This window comes from Acinetobacter sp. A1-4-2 (genome assembly GCF_040233925.1).
Lineage (GTDB): Bacteria > Pseudomonadota > Gammaproteobacteria > Pseudomonadales > Moraxellaceae > Acinetobacter.
Genome location: NZ_CP157981.1, coordinates 2,608,240 through 2,631,260, shown reverse-complemented (window position 1 = coordinate 2,631,260; position 23,021 = coordinate 2,608,240). Strand labels below are relative to the sequence as shown.

General features: G+C 43.7%; 24 protein-coding genes. 17 read left to right on the top strand and 7 right to left on the bottom strand.

All coding sequences use genetic code 11. The annotated features are described in order from the left end of the window. Positions 1-150: 150 nt before the first annotated feature. Together ABJ384_RS12725 and ABJ384_RS12720 are read right to left on the bottom strand one after the other, a co-directional pair. Positions 151-1,086, bottom strand: a complete 936-nt coding sequence (locus tag ABJ384_RS12725; protein ID WP_349927740.1) for a lauroyl acyltransferase — start codon at positions 1,084-1,086, stop codon at positions 151-153. Between the two features lie 106 nt (positions 1,087-1,192). Further along, positions 1,193-3,103: an ATP-binding cassette domain-containing protein gene (locus tag ABJ384_RS12720; RefSeq protein ID WP_349927738.1), complete on the bottom strand. Its 1,911-nt coding sequence runs from the start codon at positions 3,101-3,103 to the stop codon at positions 1,193-1,195. Between the two features lie 33 nt (positions 3,104-3,136). Here ABJ384_RS12720 and ABJ384_RS12715 point away from each other — a divergent pair, with 33 nt between their 5' ends. The 12 genes from ABJ384_RS12715 (at position 3,137) to ABJ384_RS12660 (ending at position 14,566) form a co-directional block, all read left to right on the top strand. Next, the gene (locus ABJ384_RS12715) at positions 3,137-3,382 is read left to right on the top strand and encodes a SlyX family protein (RefSeq protein WP_086195322.1); all 246 of its coding nucleotides are present in this window, start codon (positions 3,137-3,139) and stop codon (positions 3,380-3,382) included. Between the two features lie 226 nt (positions 3,383-3,608). After that, positions 3,609-4,607: a hypothetical protein gene (locus ABJ384_RS12710; protein ID WP_349927736.1), complete on the top strand. Its 999-nt coding sequence runs from the start codon at positions 3,609-3,611 to the stop codon at positions 4,605-4,607. A gap of 70 nt (positions 4,608-4,677) precedes the next feature. Then, positions 4,678-5,127, top strand: a complete 450-nt coding sequence (locus ABJ384_RS12705) for an ammonium transporter (RefSeq protein WP_166169167.1) — start codon at positions 4,678-4,680, stop codon at positions 5,125-5,127. A 35-nt stretch (positions 5,128-5,162) separates the two neighbouring features. Beyond that, the gene (gene topA / locus ABJ384_RS12700; RefSeq protein WP_349927734.1) at positions 5,163-7,802 is read left to right on the top strand and encodes a type I DNA topoisomerase; all 2,640 of its coding nucleotides are present in this window, start codon (positions 5,163-5,165) and stop codon (positions 7,800-7,802) included. Between the two features lie 355 nt (positions 7,803-8,157). Further along, positions 8,158-8,916, top strand: a complete 759-nt coding sequence (locus ABJ384_RS12695; RefSeq protein ID WP_349927732.1) for a hypothetical protein — start codon at positions 8,158-8,160, stop codon at positions 8,914-8,916. A 134-nt stretch (positions 8,917-9,050) separates the two neighbouring features. Next, the gene (locus tag ABJ384_RS12690) at positions 9,051-9,623 is read left to right on the top strand and encodes an HdeD family acid-resistance protein (protein WP_349927730.1); all 573 of its coding nucleotides are present in this window, start codon (positions 9,051-9,053) and stop codon (positions 9,621-9,623) included. 79 nt (positions 9,624-9,702) lie between these two features. Next, complete coding sequence (locus tag ABJ384_RS12685) at positions 9,703-10,839, top strand: glycerate kinase (protein WP_349927728.1); 1,137 nt, start codon at positions 9,703-9,705, stop codon at positions 10,837-10,839. Between the two features lie 260 nt (positions 10,840-11,099). Then, positions 11,100-13,091: an ATP-dependent helicase gene (locus tag ABJ384_RS12680; RefSeq protein WP_349927727.1), complete on the top strand. Its 1,992-nt coding sequence runs from the start codon at positions 11,100-11,102 to the stop codon at positions 13,089-13,091. 77 nt (positions 13,092-13,168) lie between these two features. Beyond that, positions 13,169-13,423, top strand: a complete 255-nt coding sequence (locus ABJ384_RS12675) for an RNA-binding protein (protein WP_086173986.1) — start codon at positions 13,169-13,171, stop codon at positions 13,421-13,423. Between the two features lie 57 nt (positions 13,424-13,480). After that, complete coding sequence (locus ABJ384_RS12670) at positions 13,481-13,615, top strand: hypothetical protein (protein ID WP_349927725.1); 135 nt, start codon at positions 13,481-13,483, stop codon at positions 13,613-13,615. Between the two features lie 60 nt (positions 13,616-13,675). Beyond that, positions 13,676-14,179 carry a DUF6586 family protein gene (locus ABJ384_RS12665; RefSeq protein WP_086195331.1) on the top strand — a complete coding sequence of 168 codons (504 nt, stop codon included), beginning with the start codon at positions 13,676-13,678 and terminating at the stop codon, positions 14,177-14,179. A gap of 108 nt (positions 14,180-14,287) precedes the next feature. Then, entirely contained in the window at positions 14,288-14,566 is a 279-nt protein-coding gene (locus ABJ384_RS12660; protein ID WP_349927723.1) for a hypothetical protein, read from the top strand. Positions 14,567-14,619: 53 nt separating this feature from the next. Here the strand turns inward: ABJ384_RS12660 and ABJ384_RS12655 are convergent, their stop codons facing one another. The 4 genes from ABJ384_RS12655 to ABJ384_RS12640 all read right to left on the bottom strand — a co-directional run bounded on the left by ABJ384_RS12655 (position 14,620) and on the right by ABJ384_RS12640 (position 18,505). Beyond that, positions 14,620-16,338 carry a cation:proton antiporter gene (locus ABJ384_RS12655; RefSeq protein WP_349927721.1) on the bottom strand — a complete coding sequence of 573 codons (1,719 nt, stop codon included), beginning with the start codon at positions 16,336-16,338 and terminating at the stop codon, positions 14,620-14,622. A gap of 151 nt (positions 16,339-16,489) precedes the next feature. Then, positions 16,490-16,645, bottom strand: coding sequence for a 50S ribosomal protein L33 (gene rpmG / locus ABJ384_RS12650; RefSeq protein ID WP_001205031.1), 156 nt, complete (start codon positions 16,643-16,645; stop codon positions 16,490-16,492). A gap of 12 nt (positions 16,646-16,657) precedes the next feature. Further along, the gene (gene rpmB, locus ABJ384_RS12645; RefSeq protein WP_086195334.1) at positions 16,658-16,894 is read right to left on the bottom strand and encodes a 50S ribosomal protein L28; all 237 of its coding nucleotides are present in this window, start codon (positions 16,892-16,894) and stop codon (positions 16,658-16,660) included. A gap of 162 nt (positions 16,895-17,056) precedes the next feature. Next, positions 17,057-18,505 (bottom strand): coniferyl aldehyde dehydrogenase, encoded by a 1,449-nt coding sequence (locus ABJ384_RS12640; protein ID WP_349927719.1) that lies wholly within the window; start codon positions 18,503-18,505, stop codon positions 17,057-17,059. Between the two features lie 116 nt (positions 18,506-18,621). Here ABJ384_RS12640 and ABJ384_RS12635 point away from each other — a divergent pair, with 116 nt between their 5' ends. The 5 genes from ABJ384_RS12635 (at position 18,622) to ABJ384_RS12615 (ending at position 22,313) form a co-directional block, all read left to right on the top strand. After that, positions 18,622-19,323: a TetR/AcrR family transcriptional regulator gene (locus ABJ384_RS12635; RefSeq protein ID WP_086195336.1), complete on the top strand. Its 702-nt coding sequence runs from the start codon at positions 18,622-18,624 to the stop codon at positions 19,321-19,323. Between the two features lie 78 nt (positions 19,324-19,401). Further along, complete coding sequence (gene purU / locus ABJ384_RS12630) at positions 19,402-20,268, top strand: formyltetrahydrofolate deformylase (RefSeq protein ID WP_349927716.1); 867 nt, start codon at positions 19,402-19,404, stop codon at positions 20,266-20,268. 211 nt (positions 20,269-20,479) lie between these two features. Continuing rightward, positions 20,480-21,268, top strand: a complete 789-nt coding sequence (locus tag ABJ384_RS12625; protein ID WP_349927714.1) for a TonB family protein — start codon at positions 20,480-20,482, stop codon at positions 21,266-21,268. A gap of 20 nt (positions 21,269-21,288) precedes the next feature. Next, a complete protein-coding gene (locus ABJ384_RS12620; RefSeq protein WP_349927713.1) occupies positions 21,289-21,909 on the top strand; it encodes a MotA/TolQ/ExbB proton channel family protein in 621 nt (206 codons plus the stop codon). Further along, positions 21,909-22,313 (top strand): biopolymer transporter ExbD, encoded by a 405-nt coding sequence (locus ABJ384_RS12615; RefSeq protein ID WP_086195340.1) that lies wholly within the window; start codon positions 21,909-21,911, stop codon positions 22,311-22,313. The genes ABJ384_RS12620 and ABJ384_RS12615 overlap by 1 nt, the downstream gene beginning before the upstream one ends. A gap of 68 nt (positions 22,314-22,381) precedes the next feature. Here ABJ384_RS12615 and msrA read toward each other — a convergent pair whose 3' ends face one another. Continuing rightward, positions 22,382-22,906: a peptide-methionine (S)-S-oxide reductase MsrA gene (msrA, locus tag ABJ384_RS12610; RefSeq protein WP_349927710.1), complete on the bottom strand. Its 525-nt coding sequence runs from the start codon at positions 22,904-22,906 to the stop codon at positions 22,382-22,384. Positions 22,907-23,021: the final 115 nt, after the last annotated feature.

The following is a 23,021-nucleotide window of genomic DNA, read 5'->3' as shown; positions in this document are numbered from 1 at the left end:
ATTCTTTACTTTTGTTTCGGCAAAAGTAACAAAACCATCTGTTGGACTGACGATACATCTATGATATCGCAGTCCAACGGGCGACATCCTTGTCGCCTTTACACGATAGTAGATTCTGTGCGAGGTTTCCTAGTTATCTTAATTATCTTATTAATAGATTTTCTCAAAGCCTTCCGGACGAGTTTTAAAGCGACGATGGAACCACATATATTGGGTTGGGGCAATACGTAGCTGACGTTCAATAATCTGGTTGACACGTGTGGCATCATCGACTTCATCTTCACTGGGCAGATTATCCACCACAGGTTCAATTAGCACATGATAACGCGGATCTTTTAAATCACCGCTACGATAAAAATATAAAGGAATCGGTACGGCTTTGGATATTTTCAGTAAACGGCGATGTGCCGTTACCGTGGCAGCAGGAGTACCGAAAAACGGTGCCATCACACCCTGTTTTAAACCAAAATCCTGATCCGGGCTATACCAGATGGCATGACCCTCTTTCAGATTGCGAATCAGGCCACGCATGTCGTCATGGTCAATCTGGTGGGCATAAATCGTGGCACGACAACGGTAAATCAGCATATCGAGCAAAGGATTGTTCTGCGGACGATAAACCACATCCGGTTCGAAATACTGGGCACACAGGTAGCCACCTGCATCCAGCAAAGTAGAATGCGTACCAAGCAGTAAAACCCCTTTTCCTGCGGCTTGGGCATTTTGAATATGTTCCAGACCTTCAATCGTGACACGGTCTTTAAACCATTGCGGGCAGTACCAGGCATTCAAGGTTTCAAAAATACCAATCATCTGGTCGATAAAAACCTGACGTGCATTCTCCTGAACCTGCTGTGCGGACCATTCAGGAAAACAGACTTCCAGGTTACGGACAGTGGTTTTGCGGCGCGATTTCAGCTTGTCGAAGGCCAGATTGCCCATAAAAGTGGCCAGACGGTACTGAATCGCCCAAGGTAAAATCGCCAAAATCATCAGCAAGACAATACCGATCCAGATGCCCCAATATTGAGGGAGCAGGAAAGACCATTGGAATTCTCCGGGAGTGTAATCTGGCTTTTTACTCATAGTGACCATTTTGAACAAAAGTTTTTTGCAAGTGTAACATGAAGTTATTTTTTTAATAAAAAAGCACCTGCAACGCTAATTACAGGTGCCCCTAGAATGAATCAGATCAGTTGCCGTTGACCAGCTTTTCTAATTCTTCCCAAAGCTCTAATTTTTCCAGTAACAGGTCATCAATTTCAGTCAAGCGGTTGGAAAATTTCATGGCTTTGTCTGCATCGCTCACAAACAGGGAACCATCGGCAAGTTGAGCGTTAATTTCAGCTTGCTCTTTTTCCAGCGCTTCCATTTCAGCAGGCAGTTGCTCTAAAGCACGCTGATCTTTATAGCTGAGTTTCACTTTCTTTGCCGGAGCAGGTTCAGCGGCTTTGGCTTCTGCTTTGGCCATAGCTTTTTTGACATCACTTTTCTGATCAACCACAGTCTGATCAGGACGTTGTTGCAAGTAATCCTGATAACCGCCGATGTATTCATCGATATTGCCTTTACCGTCAAATACCCAGGTGGATGTCACCACGTTGTCCATAAAGGCACGGTCATGCGAGATCAGTAACAGGGTACCTTTATAATCGCCGAGCATTTCTTCCAGCAGTTCAAGTGTCACCATATCCAGGTCATTGGTCGGTTCATCCATCACAATCAGGTTGGATGGTTTGAGCAACAGTTTGGCGAGCAGAATACGGTTACGTTCACCACCAGAAAGTGCTTTGACTGGTGTACGCGCACGTTCAGGCGAGAACAGGAAGTCCTGTAAATAGCTATAGATATGACGGCGGCCACCGTTGACATCGACAAAGTCCGAACCTTCAGAAACGTTATCTTTAACCGATTTCTCTAAATCAAGTGCATTACGTAGCTGGTCAAAATAGGCAATTTCAAGCTGGGTGCCGGTTTTTACCGAACCGCCGTGTTCAATTTCACCTAAAATGGCTTTAATCAGGGTTGTTTTCCCGACACCGTTATCACCGACCAGACCTATACGGTCGCCACGTAATACCAAGGCAGAGAAATCTTTGATAATCGGTTCCTGATTGCCAAAGGCCACACGTAAATGCTCAATTTCAAACACGACCTTGCCTGAGCGGTTGGCGTCCTGAGTGGCCATGCTCACTTTGCCTTGCTGTGAGCGACGTGCTTTTGATTCTTCACGCAATTCTTTTAAGGCACGGACACGGCCTTCGTTACGGGTGCGGCGTGCTTTAATGCCTTGACGAATCCAGACTTCTTCTTCAGCCAAACGTTTGTCGAATAAAGCATTTTGCTTCTCTTCTGCTTCCATTTGCTGAGCTTTAAGGTCAAGGTAACGTGAATAGTTGCCTTCAAAACTGCGCAATTGACCACGGTCCAACTCGACAATACGGGTGGCAATGCTGTCGACAAATGAACGGTCATGCGAAATAAATAACAGGGTCAGGTTATTTTGATCGAGCAGGAATTTTTCCAGCCATTCAATACTTTCAACGTCCAGATGGTTTGTCGGTTCATCGAGTAAAAGTACATCGGGTTGAGTGAGTAGGGCACGTGCTAAAAGAACACGGCGTTTACGACCACCGGACAAATCGGCTAAATCGGCATCCGGGTCTAAACCCATTTTGCTTAAAATTGAATTTACTTTGTTCTCTAAAGCCCAGCCATCGACTTGATCGAGTTTGTGCTGTAAGTTACCCATGCGGTCGCAGGCTTCCATATCTCCCAGTACGCAGGCATCACTGGCTTCATGATAAGCTTTGAGTACAGCAGCAGCTTCACCAGCACCATCGGCTACAATGTCGGCGACTTTGCCGGAATCCATCGGTACATCTTGGGCCAGCATGGAAATGGTGATGCCATTTTGTATAGAAACTTCACCACGATCTGGCAGCAAACTTCCTTCGATGAGTTTAAGTAAGGTAGACTTACCCTCACCATTACGGCCAATCAAACAGACTCGTTCACCGCGTTCCAGATTAAAGTTCGCGCCGTCGAGCAGGGACGGTCCGCCAAACGCAAGTTGGACATCCCTTAAAGTAATATAGGCCATACTGTTTCCTGAAATCCCCAATGAGGACTTAAAATGACTAAACAAAAAAATCTTAATGATCAGGCGTCATTTTCCGCACACTTGGAAGATTTGCAAGTCCGAATTACATTTTTAGATGATTTAGTTGAACAGCTGAATGAACAGGTAACACGTCAACATATTGAAATTATGGATTTAAAGAAGCAAATGCAGCTGCTTTATCAGCGTGTGGAATCTGCCGATTTATCGGAAGGCATTGCTGCCTTTGATCCGATGTCCAACCGGCCACCGCATTATTGAGCTGAACCCGTCCGTGTATTAAAGCCTTGGTGTTGATCAGGGCTTTTTTATTTGAAAAAGAACTTAACTTATCCTTTCCTTCGCCATTGAATAACCTTCTAAAATTAAAGCACTAGGTCGAGTCATGCCACTGAGTAAAAAACCAGAAGCATAAAGTATTTGACCTTTGCCATGGTTCCCGTTCTAATGCACCGCATCTGCCTAGCCGAACTGTTTATTCGAAGATATGAGTCATAAAGTCGTTCTTCTTGATCTTGAAAATAATATGCCGACTGCGCAATTGTTGCGTAACATCATTCCGCATTATGCAGCAATTTACCTGTTTAATTGCCAGGGAAAATTTGAATATTCTCTGCAAGATTTAACGGAATTTTCAAGTTGGGTCAGCAGTGGGCAAGTGGTCATTCTGGAAACGGCAGAAGTCGAGCACAAAGAGTTTGAGTATGCGGTTGTGGTTGGGCAACTGCTTGCGCTGCTAGATGCCGATGTTTCTATTGAACTCATATCTGCCATGCCAAGCAGTGAAATGCTGGTCGAAATGCTGCAGTCTTCCAACCTGAACTGTAGTCTGATCCAGGTTCAGGCTGAAGAACCGGCGTTAAATACCAAGTACAAAATTCCCAGTGTCGAGACCATTCTGCAAAAACCGGATTTGTTGCTTGTCAAAAAGTATTGTGATGCTTTAGGGAAAATGAAGGGCAAACCGAATACGCTGGAGAAATTGAAGAACTCGCTGGCGAATATTTTGCAAGTCGAAAATGATCAGTTGCAACATCTCACTGGCTTATTGATTAATCTAAAAATTGTGAAACGTTTTGACCAGCAAATCAGTTTCCGTAAAAAAGTCATTAAGCAATGGATGCAACTGGATTTGGAGCAGAAAACATCTTTAGAAAAATCCCAGAACATGTCCTCTGCTTTTGCTGAGTTATCCACTGAATCTTCACAAGAAGTAGAAGAAGTACAGGCCAAAATATTGCATCAGGCGCAAAAAGAGTTATTTAAAAACTTTTCCAAGATTGATCCGGTGCAGGTGATTGTGGCGCAAAAACTACGTGAATTAAAATCTGATAAACCGAAAGACATTTATGCCTTGCGCGATTTGCTGGAGCAGCTTTTCCCGAAATCGGATGTACGATTATTGCTTAAGGAATTGATTGAGAAAGGATATATTTACTGGAATGGTAGTGAAGTCCTGTATAGTCATGAGCTGTTCCTGAATTAATTTCATCGCTGTAACTTGCGTTTTATATTCAGCTTATGCAACTCTAATAAAGGAATAAAAAGGTTTTGCTATGGAAAATACTGGAATTTGGATTACAGTCTTCATTGTGCTGTTTGTACTCGGCTCAATTTTTGGGCTACGTGTCAGCCCAAGAGAAAAAGCATTAGGCCTGATGCGTGAAAAGGCGCGCAAGATGGCTTTACATCCGCGTTTAGTGGCTGCTCCCGATTGGACCAAAGTGCCTATGGCAACGGAAAAGCGTGCCAGTATGGTGGCCTATTACAGTATTTTAATTCCAGATGCCCGACTGCCATTGATGCGTGCACGTGTGGAAGATCAGAAACTCAAAGTTGTGCAAGGTGATGAGAAGTTTAACGATTTTCCCATTGCATTAAAGGGCATTTATGCTATTGATATGCAGGCAAACTGTGTAGGACTCTATTGGGATGAAGAATCAGACCTTCGAGCAACTCAGTTAGATGACATCAAAGCTTATTTAACGTCTTTGGCTGAATTTTAATTTATAAACCCATCAAACAGGATTAACGGTTAACTATGGCGAACGCTCCTCGGTCCACATCCAAAAGCACCACAGCAAAATCACCGAGTGCTGCGAACAAACGTGCCTTAGTGATTGTGGAGTCGCCTGCAAAAGCGAAAACAATCAACAAATATCTGGGTCCAAATTACATCGTGAAATCATCGGTAGGTCATGTTCGTGATTTGCCGACTGGCGGTTCTAAAACGGCAGAAAAAAAACCGGCAACCCGTACCAAATTAACCGATGAGCAAAAAGCGGAAAAAGCACAACAGGCTTTGGTCAACCGTATGGGGGTTGATCCTGAGCATGGCTGGAAAGCGCATTATGAAGTGCTTCCTGGCAAAGAAAATGTCGTGGCGGAACTGAAAAAACTGGCATCGCAAGTCGATGAGGTCTACCTCGCAACGGATTTGGACCGTGAAGGGGAAGCCATCGCTTGGCATTTAAAAGAAGTGATTGGTGGGGATGATTCACGCTATCAGCGTGTAGTATTTAACGAAATTACCAAAAATGCCATTCAGGAAGCCTTTAAACAGCCTGCACGTCTGGATATCGACAAGGTCAATGCGCAGCAAGCGCGTCGTTTCCTCGACCGTGTTGTGGGCTTTATGATCTCGCCATTACTTTGGGAAAAAATTGCCCGTGGTCTGTCGGCGGGTCGTGTCCAGTCAGTTGCAGTTAAACTTGTGGTGGAACGCGAACGCGAAATTCGTGCCTTTATTCCTGAAGAATACTGGCAGGTTTTTGCAGACACCAAATCTCAAAAAGATAATATCCGTCTTGAAGCTGTGAAGCAGGGCGGTAAAACCCTCAAACTGCGTAATCAAGCTGAAACTGATGCTTTACTCAAGCTGATTAAAGACGCTGAATATAAAGTTGCCAGTCGTGAAGATAAACCGACCAAGGTCAACCCAAGCGCCCCGTATATCACATCAACCCTGCAACAGGCTGCAAGCACACGTTTAGGCTTTTCTGTAAAGAAAACCATGATGCTGGCGCAGCGCCTGTATGAAGCGGGTTTTATCACCTATATGCGTACTGACTCCACTTTTCTGAGTGATGATGCAGTCAATATGGTGCGTGGTCATATTGAAAATGAATATGGTGCAAAATACCTGCCTGCTAAGCCCAATCGTTATGGCAACAAGGCGGGTGCACAAGAAGCCCATGAAGCAATTCGTCCTTCAAATGTGGCATTGAAAGGCGACAGCCTTGCAGGTGTGGAACGTGATGCACAGCGTTTGTATGACCTGATCTGGCGCCAGTTTGTGGCCTGTCAGATGACTCCAGCAGAATATCTGTCATCGACCATTTTAGTCGATGCCAACGGTGTGGAACTGAAAGCCAAAGGCCGTACCTTGATCTTTGATGGGTTCACCAAAGTACGTGGTCAAAACAAGTCGGATGATGATGTATTGTTGCCTGCAGTAAAAGTGGGTGAAGTGCTTAAACTTGAGAAACTTGATCCATCGCAACATTTTACCAAACCACCTGCGCGTTTTACCGAAGCCTCACTGGTAAAAGAATTAGAGAAAAAAGGCATCGGTCGTCCTTCGACCTATGCAGCCATTATTTCTACCATTCAAGACCGTGGCTATGTGAAGCTGGATAACCGTCGTCTTTTTGCCGAAAAAATGGGCGAAATTGTCACCGATCGTCTGGATGAAAGTTTCAATAACCTGATGAACTACGACTTTACCGCAGATCTTGAAGGTCAGCTGGATAAAGTGGCTGATGGCCAGCGGAACTGGAAAGAGTTGTTAGATAATTTCTATGGCGACTTTAAGAAACGCTTGACTACAGCGCAAGGCGAACACGGTATGCGCCGTAACCTGCCTGTGGAAGTAGAGGCAGTACATTGTCCTGAATGTTCTCGTCCAATGCAGATTCGTACCGGAACCACAGGCGTATTTTTAGGATGTTCAGGCTATAACCTGCCACCTAAAGAGCGCTGTAAAGGCACCTTGAATTTAACCCCGGTTGAATCTCTGGCAGCGCTGTCTGATGACGACGCGGCAGAAACTGCCGACTTGATGTCGAAAAAACGTTGTCCGATTTGCGGCACAGCTATGGACAGCTATGTAATTGATGGTGGCCGTAAACTGCATATCTGCGGGAACAATCCGGACTGTGCCGGTTTTGAACTTGAAGAAGGTGAGTTCAAAATTAAGGGTTATGATGGCCCGACCATCCCATGTGATAAATGTGATGGCGAGATGCAGCTCAAGACCGGTCGTTTTGGGCCTTATTTTGCCTGCACCAGCTGTGACAATACCCGTAAAGTGTTAAAGAATGGTCAGCCTGCTCCTCCGCGTGTAGATCCAATCAAAATGGAACACTTGCGTTCTACCAAACATGATGACTTCTTTGTCCTGCGTGATGGTGCGGCAGGTTTATTCCTGGCAGCAAGTAAGTTCCCGAAAGTTCGTGAAACACGTGCACCGAAAGTGGCAGAACTTCGTACTGTGGCCGAGCAGCTGGATCCAAAATATCAGTTTATTTTACAAGCTCCGGATGTTGACCCTGAAGGAAATCCAACTTTAGTGAAATTCAGCCGTAAGAACCAGGCGCAATATATTGGTTCGGAAACGCCTGAAGGCAAGCAAACCAAGTGGGGTCTGGTATTTCAGGATGGAAAATGGGTTGAAGCTTAAGTTTTAAGAAATGTAAAAAATGCTGACGAAAGTCGGCATTTTTTATCTGTTGATACTATGTGGTTCAGCGAAGTCTTCTCGATATTCCATCTAATGCTTGGAGCTCATCTGTTAGTTTGGTTTTGGAAAAAATAAGTACAGATAGTGAGTAAGAAAGCCATCTTGCGAAGAGTCTAAATAATTATTTAGAAACTTTTCACCGTAAAACTCGCCAGATTTCTTATTTTATCTAAAAGCTCGCAGAAACATTATCTATAATAATTCAGTCTATCTCAGACAAGTGCGGATGATTTCTTGTGTATCCAATTCTTGGATGGATTTTTAAAATTTTATTGCTTAATAATGAGAAAAATTAATGTGGAAAAACATTCGGATACTGTGTTTACTCATCATTTTATTGATTGTGGCAGTAAATGCTTACCGTGACCAGAATCAGGACTGGTCCAAACCCATTATTGTCATGCTGCATCCCATCAATGCAGATGGACGAGCTGCGACTCAACATTATATTCAATCGCTAAACTTGTCTGAGCTGAATGGGGCACAAGTATATCTCCAGCAGATGTCGGCACAGTATCGAGGACAGCCGATTGCCATTTACTTTCAGTTGGGTCGTGAGCTGAAACAATTACCCCCGAAAGTACCTGCACAGGCAACCATGCTAGATACCATTTTATGGAGTCTGAAATTCCGTTTTTATGCCTGGAAACAGCATGAAAGTGCTGACGGTTCACCCAGTGTGACGCTGTATTTAAATTATTATGATCCGGAAAAAATTAAAGAGTTGAAACATTCTACTGCCTTGCAAAAAGGCCGCATTGGTTCAGTCAATTTATTTGCATCTAAAAAACAGGCTGAACAAAACAAGATTGTATTGGTGCATGAATTACTGCATAGCTTTGGCGCAAGTGATAAGTATGATTTGTCCACAGGACAGCCTGCCTATCCGATTGGATATGCTTATCCAAACCAGCAGCCTTTATTTCCTCAAGCCAAAGCAGAGTTGATGGCCGGACATATTCCACTGTCACAACAAAAAAGCAGGATGCCGGATTCATTGAAACAGACTTTGATTAATGAAATAACCGCAATTGAATTGGGCTGGAAAAAATAACCCTTGGGGATAACGATGCTTTTATCCACAGTTACGTATCGGGCTGTGGATTAAAATGCAGAGAAATAACAGACTTTTGACCGAAAATCAGCTAAAACTACAGGTATTCCTCAACAAAAGACTTGAGAAAAAACATGAGAACAGTAGGAAATGATTTAGTTCGACATCAGCTGCATGAAAATCGAAAGTGGTATTTAGGTCTGGGCATTGTGCTGACCTTGTTTGCTCTTGTACTGCTTGCTTCACTGCCTTTTGCTACGCTTTCTGTGGTATTCCTGTTTGGGATACTGATGATGATTGGCGGTATTCTGCACTTTGTTGCAGCTTTTAAAATTTTTGAAGGGGGGACCCGCTGGCTATGGGCCCTGTTTGGCGTACTGTATCTGGTTGCTGGTTATTATGCTTTTAGCACACCGGTAAAAACCGCGATTGTGCTGACCAATCTGTTGGCAATTGTATTGATCGTGGCCGGTATCATCCGTATTTTTAGTGCCATTATTTTTAAAATCTATCAAGGTTGGGGATGGATCTTATTTTCGGGCCTGTTAACCCTGGTGGCCGGGGTTATGATTTTAAAATCACCTGATGCTCCGTTCTGGGTACTGGGGCTGTTTCTGGCGATAGATGTTTTATTTCAGGGGATTAATTATTTGACTTTAGCATCGTATATCAAACGTGAAGTACCGCAAAGTTCGGCAGATGTATAATAGTGAACTAGGAGAAAAGGGCGCATAGAGTGCTCTTTTTTATTGTATAAAGATTTATTGCTTTCACTTTTTGTTGATTATGCCTAAAACTTTTGTTCTTGCACCCGATTCCTTTAAAGAAAGTATGACTGCCGAGCAGGCCTGTCAGGCGATACAGCGTGGCATTCAAAATGTATATCCAGATGCAGTGTGTATTTCGGTGCCCATGGCAGATGGTGGTGAGGGTACTGTGGATGCTTTGATTGCTGCACAAGGCGGACAAAAGATTGAGTGTGAAGTGACTGGTCCATTAGCCTGGCAAAAAATCCAAACCTACTTCGGTTTAGTCGAGGAGGGAAAAACAGCCATTATCGAAATGGCAAAAGCCAATGGCATCCATCTTTTAGAACCCGCCCAGCGCAATCCTTTACTCACCACTACCTTAGGTACAGGAGAAATGATTAAAGCAGCGCTGGATTTAGCTATATCCAAGATCATTATCGGTTTGGGGGGCAGCGTGACCAATGATGCCGGTGCGGGTATGGCACAGGCTTTGGGTGTAAAATTTCTCGATGCTACAGGCTGCGATGCTGCGTTAGGCGGTGGTCAGCTTGACCAGATTAAAAAGATTGATCTTTCCGGTTTGGATGCAAGGTTAAAACAGGTTGAAATCCTGATTGCTTCTGATGTGAATAATCCTTTGTGTGGTGCAAATGGGGCATCGTATGTTTTTGGGCCGCAGAAAGGGGCTACCTCTGAAATGATGAAAACTCTGGATAATAACTTAAATCATTTTGCTGATGTCGTGGAGCAGCAACTTGGAATAGATTGTCGGGAGATTGCTGGAGCCGGTGCAGCAGGTGGCTTGGGTTTTGGTTTGATGGTGTTTACAGATGCCAAGATTCGCTCAGGTGTAGAGCTGGTAATTGAACAGACCAAATTGGCAGACAAAATTGCTCAGGCTGATTATGTGTTGACGGGTGAAGGAAAAATTGATTTTCAAACCAAATTTGGCAAAACACCATTTGGGGTGGCGCAGGTCGCAAAGCAATTCAATAAGCCTGTGATTGCTTTTGCGGGTGTAGTTGGCGAACTATATGACTTAGGTTTTAGTCAAATTATCGGGATTAATCCTCCTGAAATTTCAATGGAACATGCAATTGCGCATGCTTCAATGTATTTGGAAGAAGCAGTTGAGCAATATGTAAGAAACTATAATTTTAATGAACTTATTTAAATAATTAAGACATCATCAAATTTGTGAAGTTCCTTCTCCCTCAGGGAGAAGGCTAGGATGAGGGGAGTTTTAAATAGTAACCTCTCCCTAACCCTCTCCTTAAAAAGGAGAGGGAATAACGATGGGCATTTGATTGAGTAAACACAGTATTCAGTTTTTGAAAAAATGCTTAAGGAATAAAAAAATGAATCAAGGCGCATTACTCAGGTTTTACTAAAACCTCTGTTAAACTATTCATCTCCCTAGCACGATGAGACACCATGAGTTTAGCCACCCTGATTAATGAATTAAACCCGCAACAAAAACAGGCTGCCACGACTGAATCAAAGCACAGTCTGGTTCTTGCAGGGGCAGGTTGTGGCAAAACCAAAACCATTGTGGCTCGGGCAGCCTATCTGATTGATCAGGGCGTTCAAGCGAATCAGATTCAAATTCTGACCTTTACCCGTCGTTCCGCCAGTGAAATTGTGGCACGGGTCGAATTGGCTTTGGGTGAGCAGGCCAAAGGTTTACGCGCATCCACCTTTCATACTTTTTGTATGTATCTGCTGCGCCGTATTCCGAAAGCTTTTGGTCTGGAACAGTTTTCGATTATCGACCGGGATGATCAGCTGATGATGTTCCGCTTAATTCGCGGTAAGGATGATAAAAAAAATCCCAATGCCTTGCCCAAGCCACAGCAGCTGTGTGACCTGTATTCCTTTGCCCGCAATACCCGACAAAAACTCAGTATTGCTTTAGAGAAACAGCATCCTGAATTTTTGGAATATAAAGATCAGATCGCTGACATTATGAAAGAGTATGAGGCACGAAAACGTGTGCGCAGCTTCCTGGACTATGACGATATTTTGGCGGTGGTAGCATCGGCACTGGCTCAATCGGAAGGACTGAGTGATTATGTAGCTTCTATCTGTCAGCATATGCTGGTAGATGAAATGCAGGATACTAATCCGCTGCAATGGGCTTTGCTGGAACCTTTAAAAGATAAAGTCAGCCTGTTCTGTGTCGGGGATGATGCTCAGTCGATTTACGGTTTTCGTGGCGCAGACTTTGAAAATATCCACCATTTTAAAGAACGCGTATCGGATGCGCAGATTTTTAAACTGGAACAGAATTACCGTTCTACCCAGCAAATTCTGGACTTGTCTAACTGGTTGCTGGATCAGAGTCCAATCAAGTATGACAAACGTCTGGATGCACATCGTGGCGAGGGCATTAAACCGAAACTGCATATTTTCCCGAACGAGTTTGATGAAGCCAAATGGATTGCCATTGATATTAAAGAGCGGCATTTTCTGGAAGGAACCCCGTGGCATGACCATATGGTACTGGTGCGTTCCAGTTTTGCGGCACGTCACATTGAGGCGGCGTTTATTCAGGCCAATGTTCCTTATCGTTTTATTGGTGGCATGAAACTGCTGGAAACCGCGCATGTGAAAGACCTGCTCAGTTTATTACGGGTGATTGCCAATCCGCTGGATGATATTGCCTGGATGCGTTTTCTGACCTTGTGGAATGGAGTGGGGGATGTTGGTGCTAGTAAATTGGCGCAGCATTTATTGCAGCAGGACAATCCAGAACTGATTTTCGACAAACTGGAAAAATTTGGCCGTATTCCTGAAAAAACCTTGCTGATTATGAAGCAGATGTCGGTATTAAAAGATCAGGTGCAAGCTTGTGTCACTTTGGGAATAGAAGCCCTGGTCGAACAGTTGGAAGAAAACTACGCCAAGAAAGACTGGTCGAAACGCATGGGTGATTTTGATCTGGTCAAACAGCTAGCCACCAAACATGATCAGCTGAGTGAATTTCTGGAAGAATATGTGCTCGATCCGGTATCAATCAGTGAAATTGAACGCCAGTCTGAAGATGATGTGGTGACGCTGATTACTATCCATTCTGCCAAGGGCACAGAACAGAGGATTTGCTATGTGGCCAATGTTTCTGCCGGACAGTATCCGCATGCACGTGCGCAAGGCAATTTTGATGAAGTCGAAGAAGAACGTCGGGTTTTGTATGTGGCTTTAACCCGTGCCAAAAATGAACTGATTTTAACCAAGCAAAATTTGAATCTCTGGGCGCGCGACCAGGTCGATGAACAGGGACGAAAAATTGAAAGCTATTTTCTGAATGACTTGACCCGCAACCTGTGCACGACCGAGACCCATTACAAGCAGCGGCAACAAACGGTGAAAAGTGCCTTAATTGAGCGGCAATCGATTAATTTAGATTTTGGTATCGATCTCGATTAAACTATCTCAATATTGAAGTGCAAAAAGTAAGTAGGCGAGTGCTTTTTGGTTTTTTTAGCCTATTTAAAGGTCATCAGATGAAAATTTTAGTCCGTAATTTAGAACGTACAGTGACAGAAGCTGAATTGCTGGAATTGTTTAAGCAATATGGCACGGTAGATTCATGCACCTTGGTTTTAGATGCTGCCACAGGTAAATCAAAGGGTTTTGCTTTTGTGGAAATGCCACATGGCCGTGAAGCGGTGAAAGCGATTAAAGGCTTAAATACCCTGCGTTTGCATGGACAGGGTATTCGGGTCAAGCAGGCTGAAGACAAGCCAGCAGCAGAGTAAAGAATAAAGGAGCGATGCTCCTTTTTTTATGGATAAAACAACCAGGCTTTGATCAGGTTGAATTGGTCTATTGAATCCCCATCTCTTGAGCTGGAAGGACGTAAATTATTCTGGCTGAAATCATCCATGATCATTGATGTGACAGCAGATATCTCACTCATTGAAATTAATCTTCCACAATTTTTATTGTAATTTTTCTGAAAGACCGTTTAATCTTAACGGTGTAATCACGCCAAAACTTAGGAAATCACCATGTCTCGTGTTGCTCGCTTTCATGCCGATCGTACCAATCAGAAACTGTATTTTGCACGTCTTGCATGTCAACAAGCGGAACAAACCGACCATATTCAGCAGGCTCAGGCACATCGTGAAGCTGCGGTATTCCATTTGCATGGTGCGGTATTGGCATTTTTGCAGGAACTGGTTCGTTACTACCGTTTAAATGATTTTGCCCCGACCTTGAAATCGATTGAAGAACATATGGCAGAAAAAGGGCAGATCTCACCTGAAGTGACGGTGATGCAGCAGTTGGCGAAACAGGGTTTTATTGCCGAGCTAAAACGTGCCTACCGTATGTGTCAATATGCACCGGAACCGAGTGCTCCAGAACCTGAAGATGAAACCTCTTCCAACCTGATTATTAAAGTGACTCAAACGCCTCAAGCCTGGCTGCCGGATACCAAAATCCTGCGTGAATGGCATCGTGACCTGACCCAGTTAATTGACGGGTTTCGTAATGAAATGGTTGAATTTTAAACTTTAGCACCGGTACTCTTGAAGTTTCTGTCATCGACCTTATATAAAATAGTCTAAGCAATGCAAAGTGCAACAGCTCTTTGCCACCATGTTGAACATGGAGGATATATGTCTATAGAACATTTGAAAGAATTATTTGGTAGTCAAGAAGCGATTTTAGAACTTGTTCAACTTGAAGGTGGTGAGTTGGCATTGCGAAATGCAGGCTCTGAAAAAGAACCGCTCGTCAAAATTCAGTTTAATGATGAAGTTAAAGCGTTACTTGGTGACCAGACGCCAGTGATTGCCCAGCATATGGTGCAAGCAGCTTTGTTTGCAATGATGGAAAAGCAGGTCAATGAATGGCAGGCTGAAATCATGGATGAACAGCCGAAGTATCTGAGCTAAGCTTGTTTAAACCTAAAAAGCGCACTTTGGTGCGCTTTTTTATGAATTGAAGATTAGTGTGTCGGTGCTTGATGATGCGCAATCTGAATCTGATTTAAAATATGATTGGTCATGTTGATGGCCATTTCTTCTTTGGCAAAATAAACCTGACCGATATTTTCACGGCGAATCACTTCAGCTTCTTCCTTGCTTTCGGCACATACCAATACCTGAATTTGTGGATTCAAGGTTTTGGCAATGTCGACAATTTTATGGATATCCAGAATATCCATTGGAGACAGTACCAGCAGGCGTGCATGCTGGATATGCGCCTGAATGAGTACCCCGGCTTCGGTCGCGTGTCCGGATACCGCCGCAATGCCTTTGTCACGTAGGCTTTCAACGATCTCACGGTTTTCCTCGGCAATTACCACTTTAATTTCTTGCTGCATTAAGGCTTTGGTAATACGACGACCGACTTCACCATGACCGACAATCACCACCTGATCACGCAAGTATTCTTGTGAGACTTCATCTGGCAACATCGATAGCGGGTCACCACTACGTTCAAGCAAGCGGGCCAAATGTGAGCGTTCACGAATCCAGTTTTGTACCGGTTCAATGGCAGAGAACACAAATGAATTTAAGGTAATGGAGATAAGTGCACCGGCTAAAATCAGGTTTTGTCCTTCTAAAGACAATAGATTTAGTGAAACGCCTAAAGTTGCCAAAATAAAAGAAAACTCGCCAATTTGTGCAAGGCTGGCACCCACTGTTAAAGCGGTGTTAATTGGATAACGGAAGAACAGCACCAGTGCCATTGCCGCGATAGTCTTGCCAACCATAATAATGGCCACCACGGCAAGCACATGCCACGGTTGCTGCACTAAGATCATGGGATCAAACAGCATGCCTACCGAGACAAAGAATAAAATGGAAAAAATTTCGCGTAGTGGAAGCGTTTCTTCTTCGGCACGATGGCTGAAATCGGACTCTTTGACTACCATCCCGGCGAAGAATGCACCCAGTGCCATCGACACACCAAAAATCTTATAAGCACCAAAGGCAATAGAAACTGCAGCTGCCACTACGGTCAAGGTAAACAGTTCACGCGATCCCAGACGTGCAACGATCTGCATAATCCAGGGTACCAGACGTTTACCCACAATCAGCATAAAGGCAATAAAGCCGGCTACTTTCAATAGGGTGACAGCTAAAGTCATCCAGATATTGGCATTCGGGTCTGAGCCGGAAATTGCTGTTCCACCCAGTAAAACTGCAGTGGCAGGGAGTAGTACCAGTACCAGCACCATGACCAGATCTTCAACCAATAACCAGCCCACGGCAATCTTGCCGTTTACAGAGTTAATCAGACCTTGGTCTCCCAAGGCTTTCAGGAGGACCACGGTACTGGCACAGGACAGGCTTAGACCAAACACCAGTGCCGAGCCAAAACTCCAGCCCCAGATCATCGTTACGCCTATACCAAGCAAGGTTGCTACAGCAATTTGCAGAACTGCACCTGGTAAGGCAATACGGCGTACCTGCATCAGGTCGGTTAAGGAAAAGTGCATGCCGACACCAAACATCAGGAACATGACCCCCAGTTCAGCCAGCTGGTTGGCAAGATGAATGTCGCCCACAATGCCTGGCGTATTCGGGCTAATCACAATACCCGCAACTAAATAGCCAATTAGGGGAGGAAGACGAATACGTGCAGCAATATAGCCAAAAATGAGTGCCAGTCCAAAGCCAACGGCAAGTAATATAATCAGATCTACATCATGAGGCACTAAAGACTCCTTAAGCTTGAGCCAAAGTTAAGGGTAAAAAAGAATAAGCACAAAAAATGCCAAAAAAGAATGTCTAGAAGTGTAACAAGTCGGGTAAAAAAAATGCAAAAAAAAACGACCCGGAAGGGCCGCTTTTTTCAAGAAGTCAAAATTATTTAATTTTAGCTTCTTTGAAGATTACGTGTTGACGGATTTTTGGATCAAATTTTTTGATTTCCATTTTTTCCGGCATAGTACGTTTGTTCTTAGTCGTAGTATAGAAATAACCTGTACCAGCTGAAGAAACTAGGCGAATTTTATCACGCATTGTACTGACTCCTTAGATCTTTTGACCTTGAGCACGAAGATCAGCAACAACCTTTTCAATGCCCAATTTGTCGATAATACGCATACCCTTAGTGGTTAAACGAATACGTACGAAACGTTTTTCGCTTTCTAACCAGAAACGGTGGTGATGCAGGTTCGGCTCGAACCGGCGTTTGGTTTTGTTATTGGCGTGCGAGACATTGTTTCCAACGACTGGACGCTTGCCGGTAACTTGGCAAACCTTAGACATGGTGAACTCCATTGCTAGACAGCACCGATTGTGCGGCTAGTCATTAAAAGTAAACGGATGAAATCATTCAAGGGGCGTTTTATACCAAAAATACGCTTAAAAGACAAGCGAATTTAAGAAAAACGCGGCATGATCATGTGTGATAGATCATGCCTTGATCAGTTATCGAAGAAGGGTCTTGGAAATCAGTTTGTGAATCGGCTTGTTAAACGGTGGGAGAATGAATTTTAAGCTATACAGCTTTGGATTAGACATTACTGACCGTTCATGCGACAAACTGAAGAAACCTTCTGGACCATGATATTTACCCATACCTGAAGCACCGACCCCACCAAAAGGTAAGTCATCCTGTGCTACATGGGTTAATACCATATTCTGTCCGAAATGCCCTGAATGAGTATGCTGTGCGACATAGTCGGCACGCGCCTGATCAAAGTCGAAATAGTATAATGCAAGTGGACGAGGACGGCTATTAATAAAGTCAATCACATCGTCAATTTGATCATATTCGAGAATAGGAAGGATCGGACCAAAAATTTCCTCTTTCATAATCCGCATTTCCGTTGTGACACCGGTCACGACGGTTGGCGCAATTTTTCGAACCTTGCTTAAATCTTCATGTGCCGGATTTAATTCAATAATTTTAGCGCCATGGGTACGGGCATCTTCCAGATAGCCCTGCAGGCGGTTGTATTGTTTGTCATTAATAATCGAGGTGTAATCCTGATTGTATTCAATACTCGGATACATTTCTTCCACACAGGCTTTAAAATGCTCAATAAATTCGGCCGTTTTACCTTTAGGCAGGAACATATAGTCTGGTGCCACACAGGTTTGACCTGAATTCCACAGTTTACCCGCGGCCAGGCGCTGTGCCACATCTTGCAAATCAATAGAAGGATGAACCAGTACCGGTGATTTTCCGCCCAGCTCTAAAATTACCGGCACCAGGTTTTCTGCAGCTGCTGCCATGACGGTTTTACCAATTTCTGTTGAACCGGTAAAAACAATTTTATCAAAGGCTAAATGGCTAAAAGCATCGGAAACTGGCCCGCCACCATTAATCACGGCAACCAGTTCGGTCGGAAATGCTTCACCCAAGGCTTTTTCCAAGGCACGACCAAAATGGCCGGAGGCACTAGAAATCTTGATCATGGCATGGTTGCCGGCGGCAATTGCACAAATCAGTGGACCAACCGACAACAATAATGGGTAGTTCCATGGAGCAATAATCCCGATCACACCCAAGGGTTGATATTGCACCCATGCTTTTGCCGGCTGATGGATAATTCCAACATGGCGCTTCGAAGGTTTCATCCAGCCGGTCAAATGCTTGCTATAATATCTGATCTGTTCAAGGCAGGTGAGTAGTTCACCGATTTTGGTTTCACCAATAGAACGGTTACCATAGTCCTGATTAATTGCTTCAGCAAATTGATCTTGATATTTAACTAAGATACGCTTGAGGCGTGCTAAACGGTCAATCCGCTCTTTTGCCGATGGAAAGGAATGACGCAGGTAAGCGTGCTTTTGCTGTTCTAGTACGTCGTGTAAGTGCTGAATATTAAACGAATGTGGTGTCATTGAAGTTGTTTTTGTCTGACTGTTCATGACCTGCTACCATTGAATAAAAAGCGATTAATTTAATTTTTAGAGTAAAAACTCTAAATAGTCAAGTTACTTTATGTGTTAGTTCGCTAACCTATTGAATGAATGGTTACTTTAGGATGTCTCACTCCAAAACGGTGAAAACCAAAGAACGTATTTTACAGCTCAGCTTACAGTTATTTAATGAACGCGGTGAGCGTTCGGTAACAACCAATCATATTGCAGCTGAACTAAATATGAGCCCGGGTAATTTGTATTACCATTTTCGCAATAAAAACGAAATCATCAAAGAGTTAATGGAGCAGTATCAAGGCGAAACTCTGGAGATGCTGGCATTGCCTGATGATCGTCCGCTTGATGCCAACGATAAAATTCGTTATTTTCAGGTGCTGAGCAGCCAGCTTTGGGCCTATCGCTTTTTGCATCGTGATGTCTATCATTTGGTTGAAAATAATGAAGATTTTAGAAAAATGTATCCACGCTTTGCCGGACAGGTGATGCAGCAGGGGCAAAAAATCTATAAAGCTTTCGTGAATGCGGGCTTAATGGAAATGACAGACTCAGAAATTGAAGCCCTGATTATTAACTTGTGGATTGTTTTGACCAACTGGACCAACTTCCTGTATATGTCAGGTCATATTACCGATTCGAACCATCTGGAAGAAAAATGGGTATGGCAGGCATTACGTCAAATGGTATTTCTGGAAGGGGCTTACCTGCGTGGTGAAAGCCGTCAAACCTATGAACATTTACTTGAAACGCTCGGCCCTTCAGAGCTTTTTGAAAGTTTATCGTCCAGTAAAAAACATGATGCAGGCTAGCCTATTTAGAAAGCCTAAAAAAAGCGTTAGAATACTCGGCTTGTTTTTCAATTTAACTGATTAGTGATATTAACCAACATGAATATGTCCACTGCTAACACGGCACGTTTACTGATTACTTGTGAAGATAAACCAGGTATCGTGCAAGCTGTTTCGAGCTTTTTGTATCATCAGGGAGCAAATATTACCGCACTTGATCAATACGCGACTGAAGCTCAGGGCGGACGTTATTTCATGCGTGTTGAATTTGAACTGGAAAATTTGCAAAGCCGTAAAGAAAGTTTAACCCAGACTTTTGCCACCAATGTGGCAGAACGCTATGACATGCAATGGCGTCTGGCACTGGTCAGTGATGTGAAAAAAGTCGGGATTCTGGTTTCTAAAGTCGATCATGCCTTGCTTGAGCTGTTATGGCGTCATGCACGTGGCGGTTTACCATGTGAAATTACCAAAGTGGTCTCCAACCATGACACCTTGCGTGAAGCGGTAGAAAACTTTGGTATTCCATTTGAAGTGGTGCCGGTGAATAAAGAAAATAAACGTGAAGCCTATGCCAAAATTGATGAAATCATGCAGGGCAACGATTTACTGATTCTTGCGCGTTATATGCAAATTCTGGATGAAGAATTCGTGCAAAAGTGGGAAATGAAAATCATCAACATCCACCATTCTTTCTTGCCAGCCTTTGTTGGTGCGAACCCGTATAAACAGGCCTATGATAAAGGGGTGAAACTGATTGGTGCAACAGCACATTATGTGACTGCTGACCTCGATCAGGGTCCGATCATTGAACAGGATGTGGAACGCGTGAATCATGATTTTACCGTTGATCAGCTCCGTGAACTTGGACAAGATGTGGAACGAAATGTTTTGGCCCGTGCAGTGAAATGGCATCTGGAAGACCGTATTATTGTCGATGGCAATAAAACCGTAGTCTTCCAATAAAACAACATTGACTAATTTTTAAAGAAAGGCGTACTTTAAGTATGCCTTTCTTATTTTTGATTCAAAAAACTCATCAAAACTTACGATTTAATAGTTGCAAATGAAAACACTTCTCATTTATTATTGCGGTGCTTTAATTGTACTAACCGATGGGCCTGATTGCTGAAATCTTAATTGATCTACAATCGCTTTAATTAGGTAACTGATTTTAATGAGTCAATCCTCCGCTCTAAAGATGCAAACTCCCAATCCAATGAAAAAGAAAATGATCACTGCCTTGCTTGCGGTGGTGGTGGGTCATATGGGCGTGTTGTGGGCGGTAGGGCACATGAAAACGCCGGAACTGAAACCGATTGAAAAAGAACCGTTAAAGGTGCGTTTTGTAAAAATTCAAGAGCCAGCAAAACCGCTACCACCAAAGCCTAAAGCGGAACCGAAAAAAGAACCCCAAAAACCGAAAGAAGTGAAACAGGTTGAAATTGTAAAAAAACAGCTTCCACCCCCACCGAAAAAGGTAGAAAAGGTTCAACAAGTTAAAAAAGCAGAAACACCGAAACCCGTGATCAAACCGGTGGAAGCACCATCCAAACCGACAGTAACGACCACAATTTCTGAAACCAAAGTGGTGAAACCTGTTCCGGTGACACCTCCACCAGCACCAGTTATACCGCCTGCACCGGTTGCACCTTCTGCACCGCCATCACCAAAAAATGTTTCGATTGGTGGTTCAGGCGTGCAATGGAGCCGTTCGCCAAAACCGTCCTATAGCAATAGCGATCTGCAAGGGCAAACGCGTACAGCCATGGTGTATATTGAAGCGAATGAAAAAGGGGTGATTACCTCAGCGCGTATAGTGCGTTCGACCGGCGTTCCTGCTTTAGATGAAAAGATTTTACGCTCAGTGCGTAGTTCCAAATTCAAACCGTACAAAGAAAATGGCGTGGCTTATCCAATCAAGGCTAACCTCCCATTGGAATTGACAGTGAATCCACGCGGCTAACATTTATTAGGAGTTCGAGTATGAACTTTTCAGTTTATTGGCAACATGCTGATGCAGTGAGTAAAACCCTGTATTTCGTGTTATTGGCAATGTCGATTGCGACATGGACCATCTTCATTTTACGTATAATGGGGACTCGCCAACTGAAGCAACAAGCTTATGCTCAACTTTCTCAAGCGTTAAGCAAGTTAAAAGCAAAATTTGCAGCTTTGAATTTTGAACAACGTAAAGCGGTCGCTGAACAGGCCTTGTTGCGTCAAATTTCAGCTGAAAAATCCAATGCTGAAAAAGGTGTGGCAGTTTTGGGTACCATTGCTTCACTGGCACCGTTTGTAGGTTTGTTTGGTACGGTTTGGGGTATTTTCCACGCGCTGGTTGCAGTAGGTAAGAGTGGTCAGGCAGGCTTAGCTCAAGTGGCGACACCTGTTGGTGAAGCCTTGATTATGACCGGTCTAGGTTTGGCTGTCGCGATTCCTGCGGTACTGGCTTATAACATGTGTACCCGTGCCAATCGAAGTTTGTCACACGAGTTACAAGATCAGGCACACAGTTTGTTGATTGATACCATGTTGCAACAGTACAGTGCAGCTCAGGTAGAAACTAAAGCAGCAACAAACAATCTGGTGGGAGGTCAGGCTTAATGGGCTTTCAATTGGGCGAAGACAACGATGTAGGTATGAATGAGATGAACCTCATTCCACTGATCGATATTATGTTGGTATTGATGATCATCTTCCTGGTGACAGCAACCGTTGCTAACCCGTCAATTCCATTAACCTTACCTAAAACAACAGCAGATATTACGGATTTGCCGCCTAAAAACGTCACCATCAGTATTAATGCCAGTGGAGAGGTTGCCTGGAATGGCAAGGTGCTCACGCTTGATGAATTGCAGACGAAATTTAACCAAGCGGGTCAGGAACAGCGTCAGCCAACCATTATTTTGAAAGCAGATAAAGAATCACGTTATGATACGGTTGCACAAGTGATGTCTCGTGCGAGCGAAGCCGGGCTCAGCGATATTGCCTTTGCGACTGATAACTAATCTGATCCTTTAAAAAAGCGACCGTTAAGGTCGCTTTTTTTTATGGCTAGAATTTTATACACAGTCGCTTATTCCGGTTTCAGCAGGTCCTGAAACTTGCTGCGCAATTTCATTAATTTCGGAGGGATGGTGAAATTGCAGTAGCCTTGAGCAGGATTGCGGGCAAAGAAATTCTGGTGATATTCTTCGGCAGGGTAGAACTGCGGTGCAGGGCTTAGCTCAGTCACAATATTGAGACCTTCTGCTCTTAGTGCATCAATTGTATGTTGTGCCTGCTGTTGCTGTTCATCATTAAAATAATAAATCACAGAACGATATTGAGTGCCGATGTCATTACCTTGACGGTTTAAGGTCGTTGGATCATGCGTGGTAAAAAAGACATCTAACAGCTGAGCGAAGCTTATTTGCGTTTCATCATAATCAATCAGGATGACTTCGGCATGGTTGGTATCGCCACGGCAAATATCATCATAACTGGGATGTTCAGTATGGCCACCAGCATAACCACTGACCACTTTTTCCACACCTTTTAACTGTAAAAAAACGGCTTCGACACACCAGAAGCATCCACCACCGAATAAGGCCTGTTGCATAGTTTGATCCTGTATTTGCTTATTGTTTTTAATATAGAGGCTTTCTATGAAGCTAAAATGTATTGAAACATTTTAAACACAAAAGCCTGAGCTTTCAGGCTTTTATTTGAGCAGT

Excerpts from the sequence above, each read along its gene's own strand:
- ABJ384_RS12725 (WP_349927740.1), bottom strand. The coding sequence starts at position 1,086 with ATGAGTAAAAAGCCAGATTACACTCCCGGAGAATTCCAATGGTCTTTC.
- ABJ384_RS12720 (WP_349927738.1), bottom strand. The coding sequence starts at position 3,103 with ATGGCCTATATTACTTTAAGGGATGTCCAACTTGCGTTTGGCGGACCG.
- ABJ384_RS12715 (WP_086195322.1), top strand. The coding sequence starts at position 3,137 with ATGACTAAACAAAAAAATCTTAATGATCAGGCGTCATTTTCCGCACAC.
- ABJ384_RS12710 (WP_349927736.1), top strand. The coding sequence starts at position 3,609 with ATGAGTCATAAAGTCGTTCTTCTTGATCTTGAAAATAATATGCCGACT.
- ABJ384_RS12705 (WP_166169167.1), top strand. The coding sequence starts at position 4,678 with ATGGAAAATACTGGAATTTGGATTACAGTCTTCATTGTGCTGTTTGTA.
- topA (WP_349927734.1), top strand. The coding sequence starts at position 5,163 with ATGGCGAACGCTCCTCGGTCCACATCCAAAAGCACCACAGCAAAATCA.
- ABJ384_RS12695 (WP_349927732.1), top strand. The coding sequence starts at position 8,158 with ATGTGGAAAAACATTCGGATACTGTGTTTACTCATCATTTTATTGATT.
- ABJ384_RS12690 (WP_349927730.1), top strand. The coding sequence starts at position 9,051 with ATGAGAACAGTAGGAAATGATTTAGTTCGACATCAGCTGCATGAAAAT.
- ABJ384_RS12685 (WP_349927728.1), top strand. The coding sequence starts at position 9,703 with ATGCCTAAAACTTTTGTTCTTGCACCCGATTCCTTTAAAGAAAGTATG.
- ABJ384_RS12680 (WP_349927727.1), top strand. The coding sequence starts at position 11,100 with ATGAGTTTAGCCACCCTGATTAATGAATTAAACCCGCAACAAAAACAG.
- ABJ384_RS12675 (WP_086173986.1), top strand. The coding sequence starts at position 13,169 with ATGAAAATTTTAGTCCGTAATTTAGAACGTACAGTGACAGAAGCTGAA.
- ABJ384_RS12665 (WP_086195331.1), top strand. The coding sequence starts at position 13,676 with ATGTCTCGTGTTGCTCGCTTTCATGCCGATCGTACCAATCAGAAACTG.
- ABJ384_RS12660 (WP_349927723.1), top strand. The coding sequence starts at position 14,288 with ATGTCTATAGAACATTTGAAAGAATTATTTGGTAGTCAAGAAGCGATT.
- rpmG (WP_001205031.1), bottom strand. The coding sequence starts at position 16,645 with ATGCGTGATAAAATTCGCCTAGTTTCTTCAGCTGGTACAGGTTATTTC.
- rpmB (WP_086195334.1), bottom strand. The coding sequence starts at position 16,894 with ATGTCTAAGGTTTGCCAAGTTACCGGCAAGCGTCCAGTCGTTGGAAAC.
- ABJ384_RS12640 (WP_349927719.1), bottom strand. The coding sequence starts at position 18,505 with ATGAACAGTCAGACAAAAACAACTTCAATGACACCACATTCGTTTAAT.
- ABJ384_RS12635 (WP_086195336.1), top strand. The coding sequence starts at position 18,622 with ATGTCTCACTCCAAAACGGTGAAAACCAAAGAACGTATTTTACAGCTC.
- purU (WP_349927716.1), top strand. The coding sequence starts at position 19,402 with ATGAATATGTCCACTGCTAACACGGCACGTTTACTGATTACTTGTGAA.
- ABJ384_RS12625 (WP_349927714.1), top strand. The coding sequence starts at position 20,480 with ATGAGTCAATCCTCCGCTCTAAAGATGCAAACTCCCAATCCAATGAAA.
- ABJ384_RS12620 (WP_349927713.1), top strand. The coding sequence starts at position 21,289 with ATGAACTTTTCAGTTTATTGGCAACATGCTGATGCAGTGAGTAAAACC.
- ABJ384_RS12615 (WP_086195340.1), top strand. The coding sequence starts at position 21,909 with ATGGGCTTTCAATTGGGCGAAGACAACGATGTAGGTATGAATGAGATG.
- msrA (WP_349927710.1), bottom strand. The coding sequence starts at position 22,906 with ATGCAACAGGCCTTATTCGGTGGTGGATGCTTCTGGTGTGTCGAAGCC.